The sequence below is a fragment of the Paenibacillus melissococcoides genome (assembly GCA_944800085.1).
GTDB lineage: Bacteria > Bacillota > Bacilli > Paenibacillales > Paenibacillaceae > Paenibacillus_B > Paenibacillus_B melissococcoides.
This window is the reverse complement of sequence record CALYLO010000006.1, coordinates 328,092-351,557: the sequence shown is the minus strand read 5'-3', so window position 1 is coordinate 351,557 and position 23,466 is coordinate 328,092. Positions and strand designations below refer to the sequence as shown.

Here is a 23,466-nt window from a genome sequence, read left to right as displayed (position 1 = left end):
CCCCATTTACCAAAGCGAAGTCTGGTTGGCCTTTTTGCTCAAGTAATTGGCCACATAGACCAGGACGAAGCCGATGACGGCCTGGAACAGGCCAACGGCGGTGGCATAGCTGTAGTTGTTGTCAATCAGGCCTTTACGGTACACGTAAGTATTCAGCACGTCCGCGGTCTCATAAATGGTCGGATTGTACAAAAGAAGGATTTTGCCAAAATCGGCCGTCAAAATGCTTCCCAGATTCAACAGCAGCATAATGATAATCGTCGGGACCAGGCTGGGAAAGGTAATATACCGGAGCTGGCTCCATCTTCCCGCCCCATCGATCTTGGCTGCTTCATATAGCTCGGGACTGATGCCCGAGAGAGCGGCGATATAAATAATCGCGGAAAATCCGGCTCCCTGCCAAATCCCAGCAGCACATAAATCGTTCTGAAGTAGGCCGGGTCCTGGAAAAAGAAAATGCTCTCCATTCCGAGCTTGTTCAGCATAATGTTGACAACGCAGGTGCTTGGCGACAGGAAGGTGAGCGCCATCCCGCACACGACGACCGTGGAAATAAAATACGGCAAATAACTGAGCGTCTGCGTGATTTTTTTTAACATCAGATTGCGGATTTCGTTAAAGCAAAGGGCCAGAATAATTGGCACCGGAAAACCGAATATCAGACTGTAAATATTGAGCAGCAGCGTATTTTTGATCAGCCGGTAAAAGTGAGGATCCTCCAGAAATTGCTTGAAATACTTCAAACCTACCCATTCGCTTCCCGTAATCCCCTTCACCACGTTGTACTTCTGAAATGCCATTAACAAGCCATGCATCGGCCAATAGGCAAAGATGAAGTACCAAATAAACACAGGCAAAAACATAAGGTAAAGCCATTTGTTATGCGCGAGTTCTTTGGCCCATAACTGAAGCCGGAACTTCTTGTTGTTCTTCGTGTTCATTGGACGTAAAGTCGATTCTGAGCTAGCCATATTCCTACTCCCTTCTAACGAGTCTCCTCATTCGCGTATCCGTTGTGGCTCGCATGATTTGCAATCGCTTTCATGTTAGCGATTACATTTTGCTGTGAGGGAATCCTGCTCCCCTCTTTGTCGCCAGTCTTTTCGTTTGTTTGTATCCCATTATATAACTCGTTCAATTAATTTGTACAGTGTCTTTATTAATTAATTTGATCATAAATTGGCTGGGGCTGTCCTATAAGTCGTTCTCTGATGCAGTGAGACAGCCCCCCTGCTTATTACAACGCGGCTTGCCGGACCCACCCTGCTTATTACGGCGTGGCTTGCCGGAAATACTGCGAAAATACAGTTTTCCCTCGTGGCGGTTACTCCGTTACCGGAATTCCTGCAAAACTGCAGGAATGGAAGCCATCCCAGCGGATGGAAAAACAAAAATCGGCGAAAAAGATGCACTTTTGCAGGAATGGCATCAGATTGCGTCTGAAATAGCGAAAATTCCTGCATCCATGCAGGATTGGCTGCCTCACAGACACTTCCTTGCATCCGATTCCATTGACCGGCATGATCGCCCTTGCCGATCAATAGAATTTCATTGGTTCATAGTCCATCTCATGCATATACGCCTCAACGGTTTGCAGGCGCTCCCGGCTCATCCCCCGCAGACATTGAACCAATTGCAGATGCCACTCCAGCGGATACTCCTTCTCTGCCAACAGAAAAGACGGCAAATCCGGAGGCATGCCTCGCAGCTCTTCATAGAACACGATTGTCGCCAGGATAGCCAGTTCCATATCGCCAAACGCCTGGAAGAGGGCATCATATTCATCCCCGTACAAGCAGTCGGATTCAAGCATATCGAGGTAGTCATGGAAGGAATGGAAGCTGGATAAGATCAGCTTAGCCTTCACCTCCTTCCGCTCGCATGCCATGATCTCATGCAGCCGTCTTCTTAACTGGACATCGCTCATTCTATCCTCTTCGTTGAAGGAAATGACCATGGACTTCGCTTCCGCTTCCCTCTCGGTAATAATGACCGTCCGCAAGCTGCCGTGCTTGGCGGCGTTCGCCACTCGCTGAACGAGATCTTCCTTGCATCCGTCCATATACTCCATCAATTGCGAATGAAGCGCCATTTCTTGCTGAAGCCTTTCCATCGCATCGGAGATGACGGAGCGAATGCGCCCTTCCTCCAGGCTCATGAATTGCTGTTCCAGCCGTGCAAATTGATTCCCGGAAATCCTGATACTATAGGCATCTCCCCCGGATAATATCGAGAATATCGCATTGTTCAGCATGAGCTCATATATATTGAACAGCTCGATCCGGTAATTCAACCTGCATTCCCTGCCGTAGTGGACCAGCAAATCCAACAGATGCTGCCGATCGAACATCGCGCAGAATTCGGTCTCCAGCTTCAGCCGTTCCAGATACTGCTTGATATAGAAAACGCCCTGCAGCCGCATGTCATCGATAGCCAGCGGGTAATCGATACTGGCCATCGTGTTGTGGGCATCGAAGATGATGCCGTATTTCCGGAAAAACACAGGCAGGGACTCATCGATAGTCAGGTTATAGGCATCGACCGGAACCTCCAGCTTATTCGCACTGATTTCCTTATATAGCTGCTTGGTCTCTGCAAAGCATTGACTGACCTTTTCCACGCCCTTATCATAGATTCTGCGAACATCAATCGCTTTCAGATACGTAATCGCCTTCTCTGGCTCCTCGAAGCTGATCAGATACGCGTCGGCCGCATACGTGATGGAGGCCAGGATGCTCTCTGCGGTTTCCGTGGCGACCGAGGTGCTCTCACCCTGGGTATATTTCTGGAGCAACTCCTGCAAAATCTGGATGAACCCGTGCTGAATGCGCATGATTTCCTGGCTCGTCAGCATCCCCGCCCGCAACCCTTCGTTCATCAAGGAGATCGTATATTGATTTCGCCGCAGCCGGGATTTGCGAATGGCCCCCTGAGCGGTCAACTCATGCCTGTCTTTTATATGTTCTGATCCCAATCGTCATCCTCTCCTTCAAGCAAAAACTCGTGCTTCTGCAATTGTCTGCGGAACTCTTCGGCATACTCTTCGAGTCTGCTCTTCAGCAAGTCCAAAGAGCCCTCGCAATCGTCTTCGAACACTTCCTTCATCCTGTGAAGGAGCTTCCTATCGCTGATTCTGTCTTCGGTTTCATTTTTCAGATAATAAAAAATCTCATGCAGCTCATTCAAGGTATCCGCATAGCTCTCCTGCTGGATGAACGAGGATTCCGAGAACAAATCGATAAGCTCTTTGGTCACTTCAATGCTCAATTCCACCCGCCCGTAGCCGTACAGGATCTGGCTTCTAGCCGCCAACATCCGTTCGATGTCCTGCGGGGTCAGAACCAAGCCGTATCCCTTCGTCTTCTCGTTCAGTTCCAGCAATTCAGTCATAACCTGCTCCTGCGCGGACGCATTCAAGGAGTTGAAAATGCGAGCCAAATACATGCGGCTATTCTCGTACATCGCTTTCCCCCTGCCGTCAATTTTTTTGGGAAAAATCAAAAAAATAATTTGACTTCTAACTAAAAATGTGATATAATATATTTTAATTAAGTTATTTACATATTTTACTCGCAGTCTCCACCCATGTCAATTGAATCGGTGGTTTTTTGTGTTCATAGATAGAAAGGTTGGGCAGAAGATCATTCTGACCCAACCTTTTTGATGTTCACCCGAAGTCGTGTTGCTGCAAAAGAAAGAGCCCCCACTTCATGAAAAGTGAGGGCTCTTGGTTCACTTGTGAACAATATCGATTAATTGCGGATGAGATAATCGAACGCACCCAAAGCTGCCGTAGCGCCGGATCCCATCGAAATAATAATTTGCTTATACGGACTATTCGTGCAATCGCCGGCTGCAAACACGCCAGGGACGTTGGTAGCGCCATGGCTGTCTACCACGATCTCGCCGGTACGCGTGCGTTCCACCGTGTCCGCTAACCAATCCGTATTCGGAACAAGGCCGATTTGTACAAACACGCCTTGCAGTTCGATATGCTTCGTTACTCCTGTATCACGCTCGACATAGGAAATTCCGTTCACCTTGTCGGTTCCGGTAATTTCTTGCGTCTGCACGTTCTTCAGTACCGTAACATTAGGCAGGCTGTACAGGCGATCCTGCAGCACGGCATCCGCTTTGAGCTCTGGCGCGAACTCGAGAACCGTTACATGTCTCACGATACCTGCGAGATCAATCGCCGCCTCGATACCCGAGTTACCGCCGCCAATCACGGCGACATCTTTGCCCGTGAACAAAGGACCGTCGCAATGCGGACAGTAAGCGACCCCTTTGTTCTTGAACTCCGATTCCCCAGGCACGCCGATATTCCGCCAACGAGCGCCTGTCGATACGATGACCGCCTTGCTTTTCAGCACGGCGCCGTTTTCGAGCTCAAGCTCGATAAGTTCCTTTTTCTCCAACCGCTTGGCACGCTGCAGCTTCATGACATCGATGTTGTACTCTTTCACTTGCTGCTCAATATTCGCGACGAGCTGAGGACCTTCCGTATATTTCACACTGATAAAGTTCTCAATGCCCAAGGTATCGTTGACCTGGCCGCCGAAGCGTTCCGCAACGAGACCCGTGCGAATCCCTTTGCGTGCCGCGTAAATGGCCGCACTTGCGCCTGCCGGCCCGCCGCCGACCACAAGCACGTCATAAGGCTCTTTATTCTCGAACTCGGATGCGTCCGGAGCGTTGCCCAGCTTGGCAAGAATTTCTTCCACGGTCATACGGCCGCTTTCGAAAAATTCGCCATTGAGGTAAACGCTTGGCACCGACATAATGTCTTTGCTTTCTACCTCTTCCTTGAAGACGGCGCCGTCAATCATCGTATGCGTAATGCCGGGATTGAGGACGCTCATCAAGTTCAAGGCTTGCACCACATCAGGACAATTATGGCAGCTCAGGCTGACATACGTTTCAAACTGATAGTCGCCGCGAATGCTTTTGATTTGGTCAATGACACTCTGCTCCACCTTTGGAGGTCTGCCGCTCACCTGCAGCAGAGCCAATACGAGGGAAGTAAACTCGTGTCCCAAAGGCGTTCCCGCAAAGGCTATGCCCGTATCCTCGCCCGGACGATTGACGCTGAAGCTCGGTGTTCGGGATAATTGCGTTCGTTCCACCGTTATCTTGGAGGACATGCCGGCAATTTCATTGACCAGGGCCAGCATGTCTTCCGAAGCAGCGTCATCGCCTGCGCTGACTTTGAGCACGACATCGCCTTCCAGGAGCTGGAGATATTGTGCTAGCTGATTTTTGATGTCTTGGTCTAGTGTCATTTGTCACACCTTAAATCTTGCCTACGAGATCGAGGCTTGGCTTCAGCGTTTTACCGCCTTCCTGCCATTTCGCCGGGCATACTTCACCTGGATGCTGGCGAACATATTGCGCCGCCTTGATCTTGTTCACAAGAGAGCCTGCATCGCGGCCGATGCCTCCGGCATTGATCTCGGCCGCTTGGATAACCCCGTCCGGATCGATGATGAACGTACCGCGGTCCGCCAGACCTTCAGCTTCAATCAAGACATCGAAGTTGCGGGAGATCACATGGGACGGGTCGCCAATCATAATGTACTCAACCTTGCCGATGGCAGGAGAGCTTTCATGCCATGCTTTATGTGTAAAATGCGTGTCCGTCGAAACGGAGTATACTTCAACGCCAAGTTGCTTAAAGGTTTCGTAGTGGTTCTGGAGATCTTCAAGCTCCGTAGGGCATACGAACGTAAAGTCCGCCGGGTAGAAGCACACAATGCTCCATTTCCCTTTGAAATTTTCTTCGGTCACCTCGATAAATTTACCGTTGTGAAATGCGGATGCTTTGAATGGAAGTACTTCTGTTCCAATAAGTGACATGGTCATATCTCCTTTACCCTTATATTTGATAATTCAAAGTATATTCAGAACTTGCATGCTAACCTATTCCGAACACACTTTGTAATTATTATTATTAACTAATTAATTAAATTCGTCAAGCTATTTTATAATAATTATAAAATGAGATCTTTTTTCAGTGACATTTCTCACCAAATTACATTATGCCGCGAACGAAACCAAAGTATTCGTATATTGTGCATTGCACCTATATAATATGTCGTTTTTAACTCATGTTCAAGATTAAGGATGATTCATTTTATCATCAATGCCTATTACCCATTGCGTCCCAAAAATGAAACCTGCAATTTTTCATTCTGAAAACGGACACAAAATTACAGGCTTCATAAAAATATTATAGAATCAAGCTATCTAGTTATTATGGAGTGGCTGTAATGAATGTAGCGATATGTGATGATGATATAAACGTTGCGCATTTGATTCAGGATATCCTATCCAACAAGTCCGGCATGGAATTTTCAAGCGATGTGTTCTTTAGTGGCGTTGACTTGCTGAGGTGTTTACAATCCGGGGCACATTATAATATTTATCTTCTTGACATTGAAATGCCTGGCCAAAATGGAATTGAGATTGCTTCGGTTATCCGGGAGCAGGCTCGAAATGCAATCATTATCTTTATCACCAACCACAAAGAATATGTATATGAAGTTTTTGAAGTTTTGCCGTTTCGCTTTTTAAGAAAGCCAGTAACCGCACCAAAATTGTCACGCATCTTGCTGGACGCTGCGGAACACATCAAGATCTCGAAGCAGATGTTCTTTTTTCAGATCGGACATGACAAATACCAGCTTCGCTGCAGTGACATTCTTTATTTTGAGGGGGCAGGAAGAAAAGTCGTTATCCAGGCCAATCAGGATACCTAAGGCCGAAGCACTCTATACAAAAATAACGATGGATACTATCTGCTGACGGAGGAGCAAGTACTTGTACCTTCCCTTTCCCCCATCCACAAGTTGTACTCTAAAGTGCCTGCGAATACGGCAGAATATCTGCTCTCTCTGACAGGGGCGGAAAATAATTAAACGGCCGCTGTGCCTCCTCATCAATGACTTCCCCCCTGGATGTATTGATGAGGAAGGCATTCTTTTTCATCAGCCCATAACAGGATTAGGCCGGAACAATTATCTAATCATTGCCCAGCCTAATCCAATTTTTTTCAATCGCAATGCGACGTAAACTTACATATCAAACCAACGCAATTCGCCGCCCTTGAGCTCAAGTTCGAATTTGTTGCCGCCTGCGTACACTGTCGTGTTGCGTGGCTCTGCCGTGTTATTGACAACGCAATACGTGCCTGTTTCCGGATAAACATGGATTTCCGTATGAGCATCCGAACTAAACCAATTGTACAATTCGCTATCTTTGCTGCACGACCATAATATTGCACGATGCAACAAGCGGGCGTTCTCCGCACTATACGGCAGTCCACCGATATAGACACATCGGCCATGAAAGTAGTGATTGACTGCACACTGCACTTCTTTATCCTTGCAAGCTAGAATATCAGCGCTCGTCGCATATACATTTTTCTTGCCTTCACCAAAATGAATGTCACCATCCATATCGGCGGTAATAAAGTGTGACGGCGTTACATCCCAATTGTATTTATCGTAGCCAAGGGTGAAGCCGCGCTCCAGCTCTACGCCAAGAGCATCGCCTAACTGGAAGAAACGACCTTGATGTTGAGCAGCAGAAGGTTCACCTACCCCGATAAAGCCGCCTCCGCCAGCAATAAATGCACGGATTTGTTCAACAATAAACGGATCTTTCCAGTTATCGCCGCCGGAATGTGCGGTGTCAGCGTCACCGATGTTAATTATGACATCGATATCATCTAGCAGTTGCGGCTGCTCACGAATGTCGTCAAAGCTAATGAACGATACATCGAATGGAGCGCCGCTCAAAATTTCAATCATACCGGCATAGCTGTAGTTTTGTTTCTGGTATAGAGCATGATGCACCATATGGCAGCCCCATGAGCGCATTTTCCCCCAGCAGTTGAGGACGGCAACTTTAGCTAAGCACAGAGGCTTCGTGCGTGCCTTCTCATATAAATCGCGGAATTCATCGGCAACTTGCGCGACATAATCAACAAAGTCCGGGAAGTCCAGCGCCAGCTTCAAGTAACCGCCATAGCCAATGCGATCTACAGGCTTGCGCAAAATAGCTCTTCGTGCTGTTAACCAGTTCTCTTGAGCTTCTGCCGTTGGATTGCCGCCAGGATGGAACGTATCAGGGAAGAAGTATGGCAAGAAGCGCCCTTCTGTATATTTCACCTCAGGAATATCGCTTATTAAACGCAGTGTTGAACCATTGCCGACGCTGCCGACGACCGCATCGAGCCCGATGGATTGAAATTCATCCATAAAAGGCTCTATGCCAATCCAATGGTCACCTAAAAACATCATCGCTTCGCGGCCTTCTTCATGGGTAATATCGACGAGCTCTTTAGCCAGTTGGGCCACTTCGCGCCGTTGGAAGGCCATAAAGTCCAAGTATGGTTTGGATGGAATCCGATACTGGTTGTTGTAGTAACCTTCGTCAATAATATATTCCGGACGGAACTTATAGCCAACTTCACGCTCGAACTGCTCGAGAATATAAGGGCTGACGCTAGCGGAATAGCCGTACCAATCCACATATTTCTCCCGGCGCATTTCATCGAATAGGAGCGTGAACTGATGGAAGAATGTTGTGAATCGTACTACATTTACATAAGGCTTGTCCCGTAAAAATTCACGCAGTCTGCCTTTCGAAAATTCCCGTGTTTTAGGCTGACGTACGTCAAACGTAATTTGTCGTTCGAAATCCTTCCAGTCATTGACGACGGCATTATACATATGAACGGGATCCCAGATCAGATAGGCTAAGAAGCTCACGCTATATTCATGGTAAGGTATCGTGTTCGCAATGATTACCTGGCCACTTGCTTCATCATAGCGCCAGCGATTGGTCGGTACGACCTCGCCAGTGGTACGATCGATGACTTCCCACCAGCGGTAAATATCATCGCGGCTGTTGACTTGCAATAAGTCTTCGCTAATCCTCTCCAATAAACGAATGGAAAGTTCAGCATCTGTAGCGGCAACAAATTCGTTGAAATATAGCATTGCTGGACTTCGTCAGGGTTTGCTTTCGCCCAATTGTTGTCTTTGCGGGTTGTATAGTAAGTAGCGTATATTTTCGCTCCACAATCAGCTAGCTCTTGCGGAAATGTTGTGCCGTCAGCATCGCGCACAGCATCAGCGCCCCACAACTCCATCGCGGTAGGGATGGTGAGGCGCCCTCTACCTTGTTTGTTCTGGTTCTGCTCGACCATTTGTAACATGCTCCTTCCAAATAACTGATTGTTGATACCATCATACTCAGTCAGAAAGAGAGACCCAAGGACGGATTATGACCTTCCGCGGGTAAAATTTTGACCTTTGCCATAAAAAAAGATATAGACCTCCCTGCTCGCAACAGGCTCAGTTCTATATCTTTTCTTCGCTCACTTTACTTCATAGCCATAAACTTCAATTTGCGTCAGTGCAGGGAACGGTGAAGGGTCAGCGGACTTGATTAAGTTCTTTAATGTCAGTGACTCTACCTGACGCGGCGTCAGCTTAATTACCTGCTTTGCATTCGTTTTCGTCAGATGAAGCGTCTCACAATCACCATTAGAGAAGCAGACGGTTGCTTGCTCCCAATAGTTATCGTGAGGAAAGTCTGCTCGCAACGTAAGAGCGATGCAGTCAATTTCTACAGTGCGCCCAAATTGCACGCTCATTTCAGCGTCATCTTGTTGGTTAATGCCCCACGACTCAAATGGCCATGCCCCGTGACCAGCATTAAAGCAATTGCCATTAATGGCATTGCGAGCAGCAAATCGCCGCGTGTTTCCACATTCGCAATCGCATGCGGATAACAACTGTCATTCTCATGTTGGTCGAACGGATTAAGAGCTACATTTTTGTAGCTGGAGATTTCCGCTGCAGTCGCTAGACGCACGCTAAGCGCATGGATATCACCACTGTATGATTTCGGATTATAGGAAATTTTCTTCTCTCCAAATGGAATGACAAGCCGATAGCACGTTGTCGCTAAATATACGAACGTTGCCGGCATCGTATCATCAAGCTGCAACATTAAATATTGATTGGGATGCCCGCTCTTCACAACAATGTGGTCACCCTCTTGATAGGGTTGATGATATACAAGCTGGGCTTGTCCTTGATCAGAAGCAGTTGCCAATACGGTGCCATTCACATCGCGAATTTCAATCGTGAGCTGCGTTTGTAATGTCATCAGATGATCATCTCTTTCCTCATATATTTGTTGAAAGATTTACGAACATTCATTCTTATACTCACTCGGCGTTACGCCCATATACTTCTTGAACACTTTAGAGAAATAGGTACGGTCTGAGTAACCTAGTGCCAGTGCTATCTGTTCCAGCGTATGCCCGGATGTTTTCAACATTTGCGAAGCAATGTTCATTTTAAACTGATGTACATAATCAGTGAAGTTGCTGCCAGTCAAGCGTTTGAAATAGCGTGAGAAGTAACTTGGATTCAAAAACAGATGGCGCGCGATATCAATGGAAGTAATGCTATCGGCTAAATTTTCTTCGATATAATGTTGAATTTGCTGTAACTTAGGTTCATAGCTGCTAGCTAGTTTGCCTCGCCCTTGTTTCCCCTGTTTATCACTAGGCATAGCCATCGCTGTTAATGGACGTTCCACTAATGCAAGCACATCATCAAGGGTGCGTGACTGCTCCATATAATAGTAGATCGCTTCATCGAGTCTGACCGAAGCTGCAATCGTCAGCTCGCGTAAGCAAACTTGCAGCTCATGCATGAATGAAGCAGGTTCAATCATTCTCGCTTGAAAATGATGCTTCATATCCCCAATAATACGTCGTATACCATCAATATCATGAATAGCTAGTGCCCGCTTCAGTTCATCTTTATAGTTGTCCAACTCCCCTGCAGGCAATGGCAGCCATGTTGGTCTCATCGCCTGCTGCCGATCAATCAGCATCGACTCCTCAGCATAAAACTCATATTTATGGCGTAATAAGGAGTGATAACACGTACCCAGTTGCTTTAGCTGCATCTTATCACTAACCGTGACGCTTACCAGCCGTAATTTCATATATTGTGCAACTCGCGCTTTCAATTTTTGCAAATAGCTGTTGAAGTGCAGCACGTTGTTATCGGCTAAATTATCGTGATAGTTATACACAATGACAAGATGCTGTTGCTGCAAAAATGGCGTGATCCCTTCATACTTGCGTGCCAGCTCTTCCGCAATATTGTAGATGGCATAGCAAATTAACGATAACGATTGCTGTGAGTAATGTTCATCGTAGCCAGCATATTGTACATGCACAAGACTGAGCATACACCAAGGACAGTTCCACCTTATTCCAATGCCGGCAGCATATTTAAGGATCTCGTCAACATTCGTTCGATCAAGCACACTCTGTAATAAACCTTGTTTGAATAATTGTCGATTGTAGCTTGAAGGTTGTACACTTACAGACGATGATTGCTTTTTCAGTAAGCATAGCGACTTAGACAAGCTTTGTTGCAACTGCTCTGCCGTTAACTGATCTTTAATTAAATAATCGTCAGCATGAAGCTTTAGCGCCTGTCTCGCGTAGTTGAAGTCTTCATGACAGGTTAAGAAAATGACGCGCACCTCGGGTTTGATTTGGCGAAACTGTTCTGCTAGCTCAATTCCATTCGTCTGCGGCAAGCCAATATCTGTTATCACAATATCTGGAACGGTCTTCTGAAACAGGTGTACAGCTTTTACGCTGGAATAGGTGGCAGCTACAACTTTCATCTGTAATTGTTCCCAATCAATCATTTGCTGCAATAATTTGAGCATTGGCACATCATCATCAATAAGCATCACTGTGTATATCACTTGTTGTCACCCCGCTTGATGTCGCTGGAATCTGCATCCGTGCCGTTATACCCCCATACTTATTATGAGCAAAAGAAAGCGTAGCCTCTGAGCCGAAAGATAGTTGCAAGCGTTGAGCAACATTAACCAATCCGACCCGCTTATAACCAGGATCGGGTTCATCACTGCAACGTAACACATTTTCATTCAGCCGATGCAACAGGGACTCATCCATACCTGCTCCGTTGTCGGCAACCTCAATGACGATTGTATCCGCGTCATGATGGACGGAGATCCAAATTTGAGATTGCTGGCGCCTAGTATCATTGCCGTCTATACCTGCGTCAGTGTCGACAAAGCCATGTATAATTGCATTTTCAACGATCGGTTGTAGTAATAACTTTGGAAACTTAAGCAACTGTAATTGTGGCTCTACATCGACTTGCAGTTGGATGGGAATATCACTGCGCATTTGCATAATATCAATGTAGTGAGCCATTAACTCACATTCTTCTTGCAGTGTTGCCAGTTCATTGAATTTCATATAGGCACGCAGCAAGCTCATTAAAGAGTCAATCATGCCGCTATGCCGTCGATCATCCTGCAGCATTAAGCTGCACTTGATTGAGTTCAGTGTATTCAACAGAAAGTGGGGACGAATTTGCATGAACAGCGCCTCCAGCTCCATCACTCGTCTCTGCTCCTGTTGCCGTTCCATCTCATGAATGGTCTGTTGCAGCCGATCCAGCATCAAGTTAATCGTCTTGCTAACCGCGGCCAGCTCATCCTTTCCCTTCACTTGCAGCCTGACATCCAGCTTGCCGTTGCCAAATTGTCTTGCCACCTGCTGTAATTGCTCAATCGGACGATGCAATCGTTTAGAGATCAGCAGGGCAAACAAAGAGAATATAACGACAAAAAGCATGACCTCAGCAAAACCGATATAAAGTGTCCTTGAAAGGATACCTCTAAACGTGTCTCATCTCATACACAAGCTTCCATCCGTTTTTGCTCAGCACGACTTCCGAACGCATACGATCGTCCGTCTTATGTGTAGCGGATGCAAGCAATTGTGCGGAGCCAGCAATCCGGTCACCATGATCATCCAAGAGAGCAACGTCCCATGACTTGACCGATTTTAATGCATTTTCGAAATAAGACTGCTCAATTCCAATCAGCAGCACGGCCATATACTCTTTACTGGCATGATCATAGATGACACGAGCTATATAATATTTACTCTCTCCTTCGTCTTCGAGCAGTCCTAACCACTGCAGCCGTTCTGGCTGTTGGAAATTAATTTTGCTATACAATTCAGGTACATGCGGCAATAATTTAGCCGGTTCATCATCTCCTGAAGGGATAATAAACTGCTGGCGGTTAATTAAGTACATGTGCGTCTGCCGATTCAACGTTTTCGAATTGATAAGCGAAAATACAGCTTTGATTTCTGAAAAATTCTCATAATCAGCAAAACTATTTAACTGCTTCACATCCGCGAATTGACGCAAGCTAGTTTTGAAGCCTGTATCGTTTACAATATAATGGGAGGCAAACGTAGCATCATCGATCGTTTTGCTAAATTCTGCACCGATGACGTTCAACATGTTTTCGTTCGTTGCATGCAACTTATCCAGCATCGATTCCTTAATTAAATAAACATTCATGAACTCTCGTTCGCAAACCTAGCATGAAAATAGCGAGGGTTTAGTGGTCGGACCTATTTCCCATACTGCTACTACATGACGCGAAACACGTTCTTTTTAATGGTGGTGTAACCCCGACAAATAAACTGTTGAGGATGAGTTCTGTGTACAAACCTGTGCTGGCTCTGTATGCCCAATCAGAGAACCGCGAACAGAAAAATGCTCAAGCTCGAATTCATCCGCCGTCATGTATTTCAGTTATGGAGGGAAGCCAAGATGGAAGTATTGCTTGAACGCTGTGCTGGAATGGACGTTCACCAAGAGACAATCGTCGTTTGTGTGATGACCACAGATGCTGCGGGGGAGGCACACAGCGAGATCCGAACCTTTGGAACGATGACCAAACATCTTTTCGAACTGCTTAAGTACCTGGAGTCCCAAGGCGTTACACACATCGCAATGGAGAGCACGGGAATCTATTGGAAACCTGTCTACAACATCCTTGAAGGCTACTTCACCGTCGTACTGGCGAATGCGCAGCGCATTAAGAATGTTCCTGGCCGCAAGACGGATGTTTGTGATGCCGAATGGATCGCGAAGCTGCTTCGAGTCGGTCTAATTGAGCCCAGCTTTGTGCCATCCGAGGACTTAAGGGAGCTACGGGACCTCTGCCGACTTCGAAAAAAACGAATCGGCTCCCTAACAGCGGAGAAAAACCGAATCCAGAAGTATCTTGAAGCAGGTAACGTCAAGCTAGGCAGTGTCATCTCAGACGTATTCGGTGTATCCGGGCGCAGTTTGTTGCAACGCTTAATCGAAAAAGGTTACGTTGACGCGGAAGATGTTGAAGCGAGCGTCAAGGGTTCGATCAAGAACAAAAAAAGTGAAGTTACTGACTCTCTTTTTGGCACGATGACCCCGCATCAAATTCGATTGATTAAAGATTGTTGGGAGCATATCGAATACTTAGAGAAGTCCATTGCTCGGTTGGAAGCCGAAATTAACGATCACTTGGAGCCCTATCGGACGGAGTACGAACTGCTTCAGACCATTCCAGGTGTTAGCGAACGAACAGCTGCAGCACTCCTTGCAGAAATCGGGGCCGATATGGAGCAATTTCCATCCGCAGATCACCTTGCCTCTTGGGCTGGCGTAGCACCCGGCAACCACGAGAGTGCAGGCAAAAAAAAAGTACAAAAAGCGTAAAAGGCAATCCTCATGCAAAAGTGACACTATGCGAAGCGTCTTGGGCAATCGCTCGCTCACGAAACACGGTCTTGGCAACAAAGTTCTGGAAGATTGCTTCACGACGAGGAAAGAAAAAAGCTTGCATTGCCATTTCACGTAAGATACTTATCATTGCTTACCACATGCTGAAGAACAAACAAATTTACATCGAAGGTGGACCACAAGCACCACTCATGCAGATCAACTAACCTTACAGCATTGACGAAACATAGCGATTTTAAACAAGGCCCCTTCAAAGAAGGTGGACCGGGCATCTTATGGTCATTTCTCAGAAAATTGCTGCTTTTTAAAGACGATAATCGTTCATGAGTGCGTTTGGATTTTCACAGAAAAAAGAATGCATAGATACAGCAACCATCGGAACGATAATAAATAGCATGAAGGAAAGTAACATTCGTTTATAGTAAGTTAAATGGAACATGAGGTTAACGTCACTTCCCTGCCTGCATAATGTCTATTCCTGTTCAGGCCAATTCATCGGCTTTATCATCTATTTCTATTTACGCTCATACCAATAGCCAGGGATACCGCGTACAAGACGCATTAGCGCTTCCAGGTAGTAATAATCGCCCCAAATCATATAATCGTCAGGGGACAAACCGCCATGGACATAGTACGAGCCATGTTTAAGCAAACCTTCCGCTGCATCGTCACCAATCGTAGCATAGTTGGTAATCAGCGACTCCATACTGGTGGCCAGCTTCTTCTCGAAATAATGACGATTGGGGTCAGCCTCATCCATATGGGAGAGAAGCTCCGCCAGTCCGGCAGCTACAATCGCAGAAGCTGAACTATCGCGGTACGTATCGGCAGTTACAGGCGCATTGACATCCCAATAAGCAACACTGTCCTCAGGCAAATGCTCCAGGAAGTAGCGCGCCATACGCTTAGAAGTCTCCAAAAATGCCGCATTTCCCGTATAACGGTAGGAGAGTGCAAAGCCATATACGCCCCAAGCTTGCCCCCGCGTCCACGTCGAACCGTTGCTATAGCCTTGATGAGTGTCCCCGCCGATTGGAACACCCGTCTTGGCATCAAAAAAGAAAGTATGATACGAGCTATCATCACCTCTAACGATATAGCGCCGCGTTTTCGCTGCTTGGATTTCTGCAATTTCTCGGTACTTCGAATCACCAGTTTGCTCGCTTGCCCAATACAACAATGGCAAATTAAGCAAGCAATCGATAATGATTCTACCCGCTTCTTGCTCGTTATCTTGCGCTCCCCAAGCTTGAATATAGCCGCTGCCATCGCTCGTGTTTCGCCAACGTGTTAGGAGATGGTCTGCTGCAGCTAATGCCAGCTCACGAGCACGATCATCGCCTGTAATGATCCACTGCGCTTTGGCGGATAAGCTATACAGGAATCCAATATCATGATGATCCAATACAACTTTTTGCTCTAACCGCTGACGAAAGCTAGCCACCGTAGCTTCTGCTGCCTGCCGATAGCGTTCATCTTGCGAATACTCATAGCATAGCCACAATATTCCCGACCAGAAGCCATTGGTCCAGTCGTTGTTATCATTCAGTTGATATTTCCCATTCAGGCTAACATGCGGAAACTGAGTTCCAAACCTATCAATATTGATTAGGGTTTTTGCTAGAATGTCCTCAATTGCTTGGGTGTAAAGTTGATTTGCTTGCATTACCGTTGTTTGCATTCCCTCTGTAGACATCTGCATTTCAGTCCTCTCTCAGAATAACTCAACGCTAACTATATGATAGCGGATACATCTCACGTAATGTAAACGCTTATTTTGTTGATATGTGAACAATTTTTACTTTTTTCATTTGATTCGCTTTCCTTCTATTTAAGGTTCACCGTTATCGTTTGCTCGTTATCGTGCACAATCACGCGATCTTCTGTCGACTTCACCTCAGGCAACTGCGACACGCAACCAGCCGGAACCCCTGCCATCACACTTACTAATACATGGGTGCCTGGCTGAAGTTCAGCACGCAGTGCAGGCATCAATGTCCGCTCAAAGAAGAGATTGGTGTTAGGCTCTGTGCGAATCATCTCCGCTTGCGTGAATCCTGTAACCGCCTTGGCGATGGTGGTACCAGCAGGCGAATTGTAACTCGCCAAGCTTGTCTCGACTACGGCTGTGCCGTCGCTGCTAACCGTGGCGAACGGGGCTGAGAAACCGGCATCATAAGCAATTAAGGCGCGGCTAGTTTCCAACTCGTGAATGCGTACATGGCTGTCGCCGCAAGGGACAATCGTACTGCGAATCTTTACTCCCGCTTGCGGCTGCCAGTTATGTACAAGCCGATCTTCATGCAGCTCATAGCTCGTATCCAACGGCTTATCCCGATAATGCACGCCATCCTCGCTAACAGCAAGTACACTGTCAAACGCACCTTCGTAGTAGTAATAATTACTGCGCGGCACACTAAAGCCAAACACAGTCGAGTAGGCAAATTTAGAGTACTTGGCGCAAGCATGGTTCTGATAGCCAATAAATTGACCTACCGGATACATAAGCACATGCTGCGAATGATGCGTATGCTCAATCATCGCCTTCATGCTCGGCAGCGACAATCGGCCCGGCGCTACCTTTTGCTCTACTTCCTCTGCCTGCCAATATGGATGGTCATCAGGAACCGCAAGCAATAAGAAGCTTTTGAACGCCCAATAGGGGGAACCCGCTCCGTTATAGCCCTCGCCCATCACCAAGTTCTGATAATGATAGCCTACGCTTAGCACGCCATCTGCCGTAAAAATATTATGGTTCATCCAGCTTCGCATATTGCGCGCATACAAACCTTTAATGACGCCCCATGGCAGCGCTTCAACATCGGCCAGCACAAGCGCGCTCCAGAAGCTTGCTTGGGCAAAGCGGTACGCTAGACTGCGACCGAAAGGAACCGCCTCTCCCTTGCTATCGAACCAATACTGATAGCTGCGCGCAAAAAGAATAGCCCGCTCCTTCAACCTGGCTGCCCGCTCCGGGTCTTCATCCGCCATAAACGTAACGTAGATTAAGCTATAGTAATGAAACGCCCAGGGGATGTAATAATCAAACTGCTGATCCACGCCGTCAAAATACCAGCCATCGCCGACATAGCACGATTCAATCAGGGCAAAATCTTCCTCAATCATCTCCCGAGAATAAGTCTTGCCTAGCCGTTTCAGTGCCACATTTACTAAGATGCGAAAGAAGTGCCAGTTATTCGGTGCCAAACGGCGTTCATTAATTTGCCATAACCAGTCTGCCACATGCTGCTGGTCCGTCTCGGATAGAACATCCCAAGTTTTGTGCGGTGCAAGCAGCAGTGTAGCAGCGATAGATGCCATCTCGACCAGCAGTTGATCTCCGTCCATCGTCTTGCCATAATAATGCTCGCTGTGCGGGTTGCAGCCCGCCGCAAGTCCTTGCATCCATTGCAGCCGAAGCTGCTCATCATCATAATGGACGAGAAAAGGTCCTAATCCCCACAATATTCTTAAAAATCCTTCGGCATCTCGGCGGCTTGCGGTATAGATCGTGCCGTGGGTTCCTAATGCCAAGTGTCCAGGCTGTTCCGCTAACCGCGGCCTTAGCGGCTGCACTAACGTCAGTAGTGCTGCCGCTATCTCGTCACGATGATTCCACTGAATTCTGCGTATTTCCTCAATCACGATTATTCTCCCTCCCTCTATTTCGTTTCACAGCACAACAAACCTCATTGCTCCCCTAGCACAAAAGACTAACAGCTACATGCTCCTGTTAGTCTCTATTTGGGTCTTGCTATTCGAAATTAAGGCTGCTTGCCAATATAGGCAAGAATTCCGCCGTCAACATATAAAATGTGCCCATTGACAAAGTCACTGGCTGGTGAAGCCAAAAATACCGCAGGACCTGCTAAATCCTCCGTTTCGCCCCAACGCTCTGCAGGTGTCTTGGCAAGAATAAACGAATCAAAAGGATGACGGCTGCCATCAGCTTGACGTTCACGCAACGGCGCTGTTTGCGGCGTAGCAATGTATCCAGGGCCGATACCATTGCATTGGATGTTATATTTGCCATATTCAGAAGCGATATTGCGGGTTAGCATCTTTAGACCGCCTTTGGCAGCAGCATAAGCAGACACGGTCTCCCGCCCTAATTCGCTCATCATCGAGCAAATATTAATAATTTTTCCGCCACCTTTGTTCATCATCCCTGGAATAACCGCTTTGGAGACAATAAATGGTCCGTTCAAGTCAATATCAATCACTTCACGGAACTCCTCCGCACTCATTTCTGTCATTGGAATCCGCTTAATAATGCCAGCATTATTGACTAGAATATCAATGACTCCAACTTCCGCTTCAATCTGCTGCACCATCGCCTGTACGCCGGGCTCGTCGGTCACGTCGCATACATATCCGCGTGCCTCAATTCCCTGTTCCTTATAAGCAGCTATACCGCGCTCTACGCCTTCTGGCTTGCGATCATTAAATACAACTTTTGCACCCGCACGCGCCATAGCGCATGCCAATTCAAATCCGATCCCGTACACCGCACCAGTAACGAGAGCTACCTTGCCATCAAGACGGAAACGATCTACCGAAAATTGTGACATCTTACTGCTCCCCTCCCTATACCATATCTATTCCTATATCTACTTGAGATCGTCCATAGCCACCATATCCATATCGGTGTACGTGATATTCTCGCCGCACATTGCCCAAATAAACGTATAGTTGCTAGTGCCAACGCCGGTGTGAATGGACCAGCTTGGACTGATAATCGCTTGTTCATTGCCGACAACGAGATGCTTCGTCTCATCCGGTTTGCCCATGAAATGAAATACCTTGTTGTCACCTTCCAAATCGAAATATACATACGCTTCCATGCGCCGCTCATGCGTGTGGCATGGCATCGTATTCCAAGCGCTGCCTTCTTCCAGGTGCGTGTAGCCCATTTGCAACTGACATGACTGACACACATTCGGATGAATGTACTGATAAATTTTGCGCTTATTCAGTGTGTTATCAGCACCTGTCTCCATTGGCTTAATGTTATCAATGGCAATACGTACATTCGGATATTTGTGATGAGCCGGACTGGAAGCAATATAAAATTTCGCTGGATTACTGGCATCCGCACTAGCAAACAGCACTTCTTTCGTCTCTTTTCCGATATAATAGCCATCCTGATTGTTCATCGATTCACGTACACCATCAATTGTAATAAACCCAGGACCACCGATATTAATTACACCTAGTTCACGACGCTCCAGAAAATACTCAACACCTAAATCTTTACTAAGCTTTATCTCCAACGGCTCTTTCGCAGGTGTTACGCCACCAAAAATCAAACGGTCATTATGCGAGTAAGTCAAGCGAATTTCACCGGGAACAAACACCTGCTCCACTAAAAACTCCTTGCGCAATTCTTCCGTTGTCATGCGTGCGATCGATTGCGGCGCATACGCGTAGCGCGTCTCCATAGTTTGCATTTTTCTAGTCCTCCCGATTTCATAGACTTGGAATCATCACCATGAACAAGACCATCATTCAATATTGAATCTACAACCATCATAGTGAATGCAACCATCAATAGTAAGCTAATTATTTTGCTCGATCGTGAACAATTTTGACTTTTTTGCCTGACGATAGGCATTTACATAAGCGGCAGCTTTCTTCCGAATCAAAGATAAATCTTTGTTCTTTACGGCTTCATTCGTCAAATCGGAGCCGATCCCTACCGCTACCGCTCCGGCTTTTATCCATTCACCAAGGTTATCCAACGACACACCGCCGGTTGGCATAATGTTAGCCTGCGGCAATGGGCCTTTGATCGCCTTGATTACAGATGGCTCATACAGGTTGCCTGGGAACAGCTTGACGATATCGGCTCCAAGCTCAAGCGCTTCATTAATTTCCTTGATGGTCATTGTTCCTGGCATAACCGGTACGCGGTATCTGTTACACAAGGTTACTGTCTCCGCGCTAAGGAAAGGGGACACTACGAATTGGGCGCCGCTGAGAATCGCCGCGCGTGCCGTTTCAGCATCCAGCACGGTCCCTGCGCCAATAATGGCATAAGCAGATTCATCCGATGAATTCCATTTATATTTTTGAGCTAGTTTCTCAATCGCTTTCAACTCCAACGGAACGGTCATCGTAATCTCTATCACTTTCATTCCGCCGCGTATCGCTTCCTCGGCCATGGCAACAACTTCTTCTGCCGCTTCTCCGCGAAGTACTGCAACGACACCTTCCTGCACAATCTTCTGAATAAGCTGCATTTTCTTCATATCGTTCTCCTCACCCATCTCTTGTTCACCTCATCGGAAATTCATTTCCGTTCACAAAACACCCTTATCGCTCAACATGCATCTTACCGGCGAGCAATCGCTCGATTTGTGCTCCAGTAGGGAGACCTTCCCAATCACCAACCGTCTGAATTACCTGCGAACCGATCAAATTACCGAGGCGAACCGCCTCCTCAAGGCTATATTCCCGCAGCAAACCAGCTAAAAATCCGGCGCAGAAGCCATCTCCAGCTCCTACCGTATCGACTGCATGATCAACCTTATAGTAAGGAACCGCTGACAGTTTACCGCTCTCCAGAATATAGGTTTGGTCCTCGCCGCCTTTAATAATGCTTACAGCGGACAGCTCACCGAGCTTGGCAACGATCTCATCCACCGATTCCGTCTCATACAGCAGTTTCAATTCATCTAATCCAGGCAAGAAATAATCCGCTTTGAGCGCCAATGGCAAAAGAACCTTTTGGGCTGCTTTAACATCCCACAGCTTTAAGCGCAAATTCGGATCGAAGCTCACTTTGACTCCGTGCTGCCTCGCGATGTCCATAGCTGCTGCCGCCGTCTCCGCGCACGATGTGCTTAGCGCAGGTGTAATCCCGGTAATATGCAAAATCTTTGCTCCAGCAATATATTCCTCATCCAAATGCTCCGGAGTCATTTTACTGGCCGCCGATAGCTTGCGGTAATAATAAACAGAGCTTCTTCCAGCCGCATTCTCTCGAATCATGAGTCCTGTTGGAGCTTCATCTGTGAATGTAGCGCGTGTAACATCTACGCCTTCTCCCCGCACCATTTTATAAATCCGCTGCCCGAACGGATCATCTCCAAGCCGGCCGCACCAGCCTGCGGAATGTCCAAGCCTTGACAAACCGATCGCTACATTCGTCTCCGCTCCGCCAAAGGATGGCGTCAAATTCGATGCGTATTCAAGACGTTTTCCTCCCTCGGCGATCAATAGGGCCATACTTTCCCCGAAGGTGACCACTTCCGGATGAGAATTTCGATTATTCATTCACCTTCACCATCCTGACCCTGACTATTGTACACTTCGAATGCGGACAAGTTTGGCCACCATCGTGAGCCAGTGATTTGAAGACGCAAGCGCCTGCTGCTTATGGCTGGAAAATGGCAAATTCGCTTGTGACCGATAATGGTACCCTTCAAAATTGGCTGCCACGTCCCTCTGTCTGCAGGTATATCCGCGCTTGCCTCTGTAGTTGCAGCCGTATCGGCTTGCCAATACTCCAAGCTGAAACTTTCAATCCTCTGCGTATAGCGATACTCCTGCAGTACGATATGGTCGAACGTTCGCTCCATTCCTAAGTCGACAGTGATACTCGCCACCTCTGTACCTTGCTCAGGAGCCCAAAATGTATCTCGATTGCCATCCAATACATTGGCCGCTTCATGTCCAGCCATCGCTTCACTAGCCGCAGCAGATGCATCGCGCGCCACATTCGTCTCGAACGTATGGCGAATCCAAGCCCCCAACTCCTCTAACCGCTGCACATCATTCTCGTGGAGCAGACCGCGCGTATCAGCAGGAATATTAAGCAAGAGCGTGGCATTGCCTCCGACCGAACCATAGTACACCTTGCGCAGCTCATCCAGCGGCTTGACTTGATCATCTTGACTCGCATGATAGAACCATCCCGGACGAATCGACGTATCCACTTCCGCTGGGTACCAGACAAGCTCCGATACATTGGCGATAATGTCGCGGCTGCCCAAGTCTTCATCCTCTGAAGTGAAACGCTTGGCGAATTCAGCATTATCCTCCTGCTGTGAATTTTCCTGAATTCTCTCCTTATCCTGCAACTGCGCAGGTACTACGCTCCACTCCGACTTGCGGCAATGCCCCGCCTCATTGCCGCACCAGCGCACATCCGGTCCACAAACCGAAATACACGCCTCTGGCTGCAATTCACGAATCAGGGCATAATAGCCATTCCAATCATACACTTGCCGCTTGCCGTTAGGACCTTCACCACAAGCCCCATCCAACCACACACAAAAAATATCCCCATACCTTGTCAACAGCTCGCGCAGTTGATTGGTAAAGTACTCATTATAAGCTGGCGAATCCCCATAACAAGCCTCATGACGATCCCAAGGCGATAAATAAATCCCAAACTTCAACCCGCCTTCACGACAAGCGTCAGCCACCTCACGAACGACATCACCCTTGCCGTCTTTCCACGGGCTATTCTTCACCGAATGCTCTGTATACTCACTCGGCCACAAACAAAACCCGTCGTGATGCTTACAAGTCAGAATCAGCCCTTTCATTCCTGCAGCCTTACAAGCGCGCACCCACTGTCGTGCATCCAACTGCGTCGGATTAAAAATATCCGGCTGCTCCAGCCCATTGCCCCATTCCTGGTCCGTGAACGTATTTACTGAAAAATGTACAAAAGCATAAAACTCCATCTCTTGTATCGCCAACTGTCGCTCCGACGGCCGCACCAACGCCGCAGCCTTAACCTGCTCCGCACTCATTGCGTTACTTGTATTCGTCACTTTATGAACAC

At 47.3% G+C, this 23,466-nt stretch carries 19 protein-coding genes and 2 pseudogenes; 2 read left to right on the top strand and 19 right to left on the bottom strand.

Annotated features, from left to right (window positions below):
• Positions 1 to 6 precede the first annotated feature (6 nt).
• The 6 genes from OCY70_RS35840 to ahpC all read right to left on the bottom strand — a co-directional run bounded on the left by OCY70_RS35840 (position 7) and on the right by ahpC (position 5,856).
• On the bottom strand, positions 7 to 537 hold the full coding sequence (locus OCY70_RS35840; RefSeq protein ID WP_306433930.1) for an ABC transporter permease subunit: 531 nt from the start codon (positions 535 to 537) through the stop codon (positions 7 to 9).
• A gap of 78 nt (positions 538 to 615) precedes the next feature.
• Positions 616 to 876 (bottom strand): hypothetical protein, encoded by a 261-nt coding sequence (locus tag OCY70_RS35835; RefSeq protein ID WP_306433931.1) that lies wholly within the window; start codon positions 874 to 876, stop codon positions 616 to 618.
• 661 nt (positions 877 to 1,537) lie between these two features.
• Positions 1,538 to 2,974: a DUF6179 domain-containing protein gene (locus OCY70_RS21995; protein ID WP_213428227.1), complete on the bottom strand. Its 1,437-nt coding sequence runs from the start codon at positions 2,972 to 2,974 to the stop codon at positions 1,538 to 1,540.
• Positions 2,956 to 3,462, bottom strand: a complete 507-nt coding sequence (locus tag OCY70_RS21990) for a DUF6323 family protein (RefSeq protein ID WP_249725079.1) — start codon at positions 3,460 to 3,462, stop codon at positions 2,956 to 2,958. The genes OCY70_RS21995 and OCY70_RS21990 overlap by 19 nt, the downstream gene beginning before the upstream one ends.
• A 290-nt stretch (positions 3,463 to 3,752) precedes the next feature.
• Entirely contained in the window at positions 3,753 to 5,282 is a 1,530-nt protein-coding gene (gene ahpF, locus OCY70_RS21985) for an alkyl hydroperoxide reductase subunit F (RefSeq protein WP_213428228.1), read from the bottom strand.
• Between the two features lie 10 nt (positions 5,283 to 5,292).
• Positions 5,293 to 5,856, bottom strand: coding sequence for an alkyl hydroperoxide reductase subunit C (ahpC, locus tag OCY70_RS21980; RefSeq protein WP_168179376.1), 564 nt, complete (start codon positions 5,854 to 5,856; stop codon positions 5,293 to 5,295).
• A 413-nt stretch (positions 5,857 to 6,269) separates the two neighbouring features.
• Here ahpC and OCY70_RS21975 point away from each other — a divergent pair, with 413 nt between their 5' ends.
• Entirely contained in the window at positions 6,270 to 6,758 is a 489-nt protein-coding gene (locus OCY70_RS21975; protein ID WP_213428229.1) for a LytR/AlgR family response regulator transcription factor, read from the top strand.
• A gap of 315 nt (positions 6,759 to 7,073) precedes the next feature.
• Here OCY70_RS21975 and gnpA read toward each other — a convergent pair.
• The 6 genes and pseudogenes from gnpA to OCY70_RS21945 all read right to left on the bottom strand — a co-directional run bounded on the left by gnpA (position 7,074) and on the right by OCY70_RS21945 (position 13,460).
• Positions 7,074 to 9,157 (bottom strand): annotated as a pseudogene (gene gnpA / locus OCY70_RS21970) (1,3-beta-galactosyl-N-acetylhexosamine phosphorylase).
• Positions 9,158 to 9,385: 228 nt separating this feature from the next.
• Positions 9,386 to 9,664, bottom strand: a complete 279-nt coding sequence (locus OCY70_RS21965) for a hypothetical protein (protein WP_261945171.1) — start codon at positions 9,662 to 9,664, stop codon at positions 9,386 to 9,388.
• The gene (locus OCY70_RS21960) at positions 9,661 to 10,182 is read right to left on the bottom strand and encodes a hypothetical protein (RefSeq protein WP_261945170.1); all 522 of its coding nucleotides are present in this window, start codon (positions 10,180 to 10,182) and stop codon (positions 9,661 to 9,663) included. Before OCY70_RS21960 ends, OCY70_RS21965 begins: the two co-directional genes overlap by 4 nt.
• A gap of 39 nt (positions 10,183 to 10,221) precedes the next feature.
• Complete coding sequence (locus OCY70_RS21955; protein ID WP_249725082.1) at positions 10,222 to 11,799, bottom strand: response regulator transcription factor; 1,578 nt, start codon at positions 11,797 to 11,799, stop codon at positions 10,222 to 10,224.
• Entirely contained in the window at positions 11,789 to 12,718 is a 930-nt protein-coding gene (locus OCY70_RS21950) for a sensor histidine kinase (RefSeq protein ID WP_213428234.1), read from the bottom strand. The genes OCY70_RS21955 and OCY70_RS21950 overlap by 11 nt, the downstream gene beginning before the upstream one ends.
• Positions 12,719 to 12,761: 43 nt before the next feature.
• Positions 12,762 to 13,460 (bottom strand): cache domain-containing protein, encoded by a 699-nt coding sequence (locus OCY70_RS21945; RefSeq protein WP_213428235.1) that lies wholly within the window; start codon positions 13,458 to 13,460, stop codon positions 12,762 to 12,764.
• A 255-nt stretch (positions 13,461 to 13,715) separates the two neighbouring features.
• On the opposite strand from OCY70_RS21945, the pseudogene OCY70_RS21940 reads away from it, so the two are divergent.
• Positions 13,716 to 14,875 (top strand): annotated as a pseudogene (locus OCY70_RS21940) (IS110 family transposase).
• 308 nt (positions 14,876 to 15,183) lie between these two features.
• On the opposite strand, the gene OCY70_RS21935 reads toward OCY70_RS21940, so the two are convergent.
• The 7 genes from OCY70_RS21935 to OCY70_RS21905 all read right to left on the bottom strand — a co-directional run bounded on the left by OCY70_RS21935 (position 15,184) and on the right by OCY70_RS21905 (position 23,434).
• Positions 15,184 to 16,371, bottom strand: coding sequence for a glycoside hydrolase family 88 protein (locus OCY70_RS21935; protein WP_261945169.1), 1,188 nt, complete (start codon positions 16,369 to 16,371; stop codon positions 15,184 to 15,186).
• Positions 16,372 to 16,496: 125 nt separating this feature from the next.
• Complete coding sequence (locus tag OCY70_RS21930) at positions 16,497 to 18,314, bottom strand: DUF2264 domain-containing protein (RefSeq protein ID WP_249725545.1); 1,818 nt, start codon at positions 18,312 to 18,314, stop codon at positions 16,497 to 16,499.
• 119 nt (positions 18,315 to 18,433) lie between these two features.
• A complete protein-coding gene (locus OCY70_RS21925) occupies positions 18,434 to 19,240 on the bottom strand; it encodes a gluconate 5-dehydrogenase (protein ID WP_213430643.1) in 807 nt (268 codons plus the stop codon).
• Between the two features lie 39 nt (positions 19,241 to 19,279).
• Positions 19,280 to 20,110 carry a 5-dehydro-4-deoxy-D-glucuronate isomerase gene (gene kduI / locus OCY70_RS21920; protein ID WP_213430647.1) on the bottom strand — a complete coding sequence of 277 codons (831 nt, stop codon included), beginning with the start codon at positions 20,108 to 20,110 and terminating at the stop codon, positions 19,280 to 19,282.
• 117 nt (positions 20,111 to 20,227) lie between these two features.
• Positions 20,228 to 20,920, bottom strand: a complete 693-nt coding sequence (locus OCY70_RS21915) for a bifunctional 2-keto-4-hydroxyglutarate aldolase/2-keto-3-deoxy-6-phosphogluconate aldolase (RefSeq protein WP_261945197.1) — start codon at positions 20,918 to 20,920, stop codon at positions 20,228 to 20,230.
• A gap of 64 nt (positions 20,921 to 20,984) precedes the next feature.
• Positions 20,985 to 21,947 (bottom strand): sugar kinase, encoded by a 963-nt coding sequence (locus tag OCY70_RS21910; RefSeq protein WP_213430642.1) that lies wholly within the window; start codon positions 21,945 to 21,947, stop codon positions 20,985 to 20,987.
• Positions 21,944 to 23,434, bottom strand: a complete 1,491-nt coding sequence (locus OCY70_RS21905; RefSeq protein ID WP_213430645.1) for an alpha-L-fucosidase — start codon at positions 23,432 to 23,434, stop codon at positions 21,944 to 21,946. Before OCY70_RS21905 ends, OCY70_RS21910 begins: the two co-directional genes overlap by 4 nt.
• Between the last annotated feature and the right edge of the window lie 32 nt (positions 23,435 to 23,466).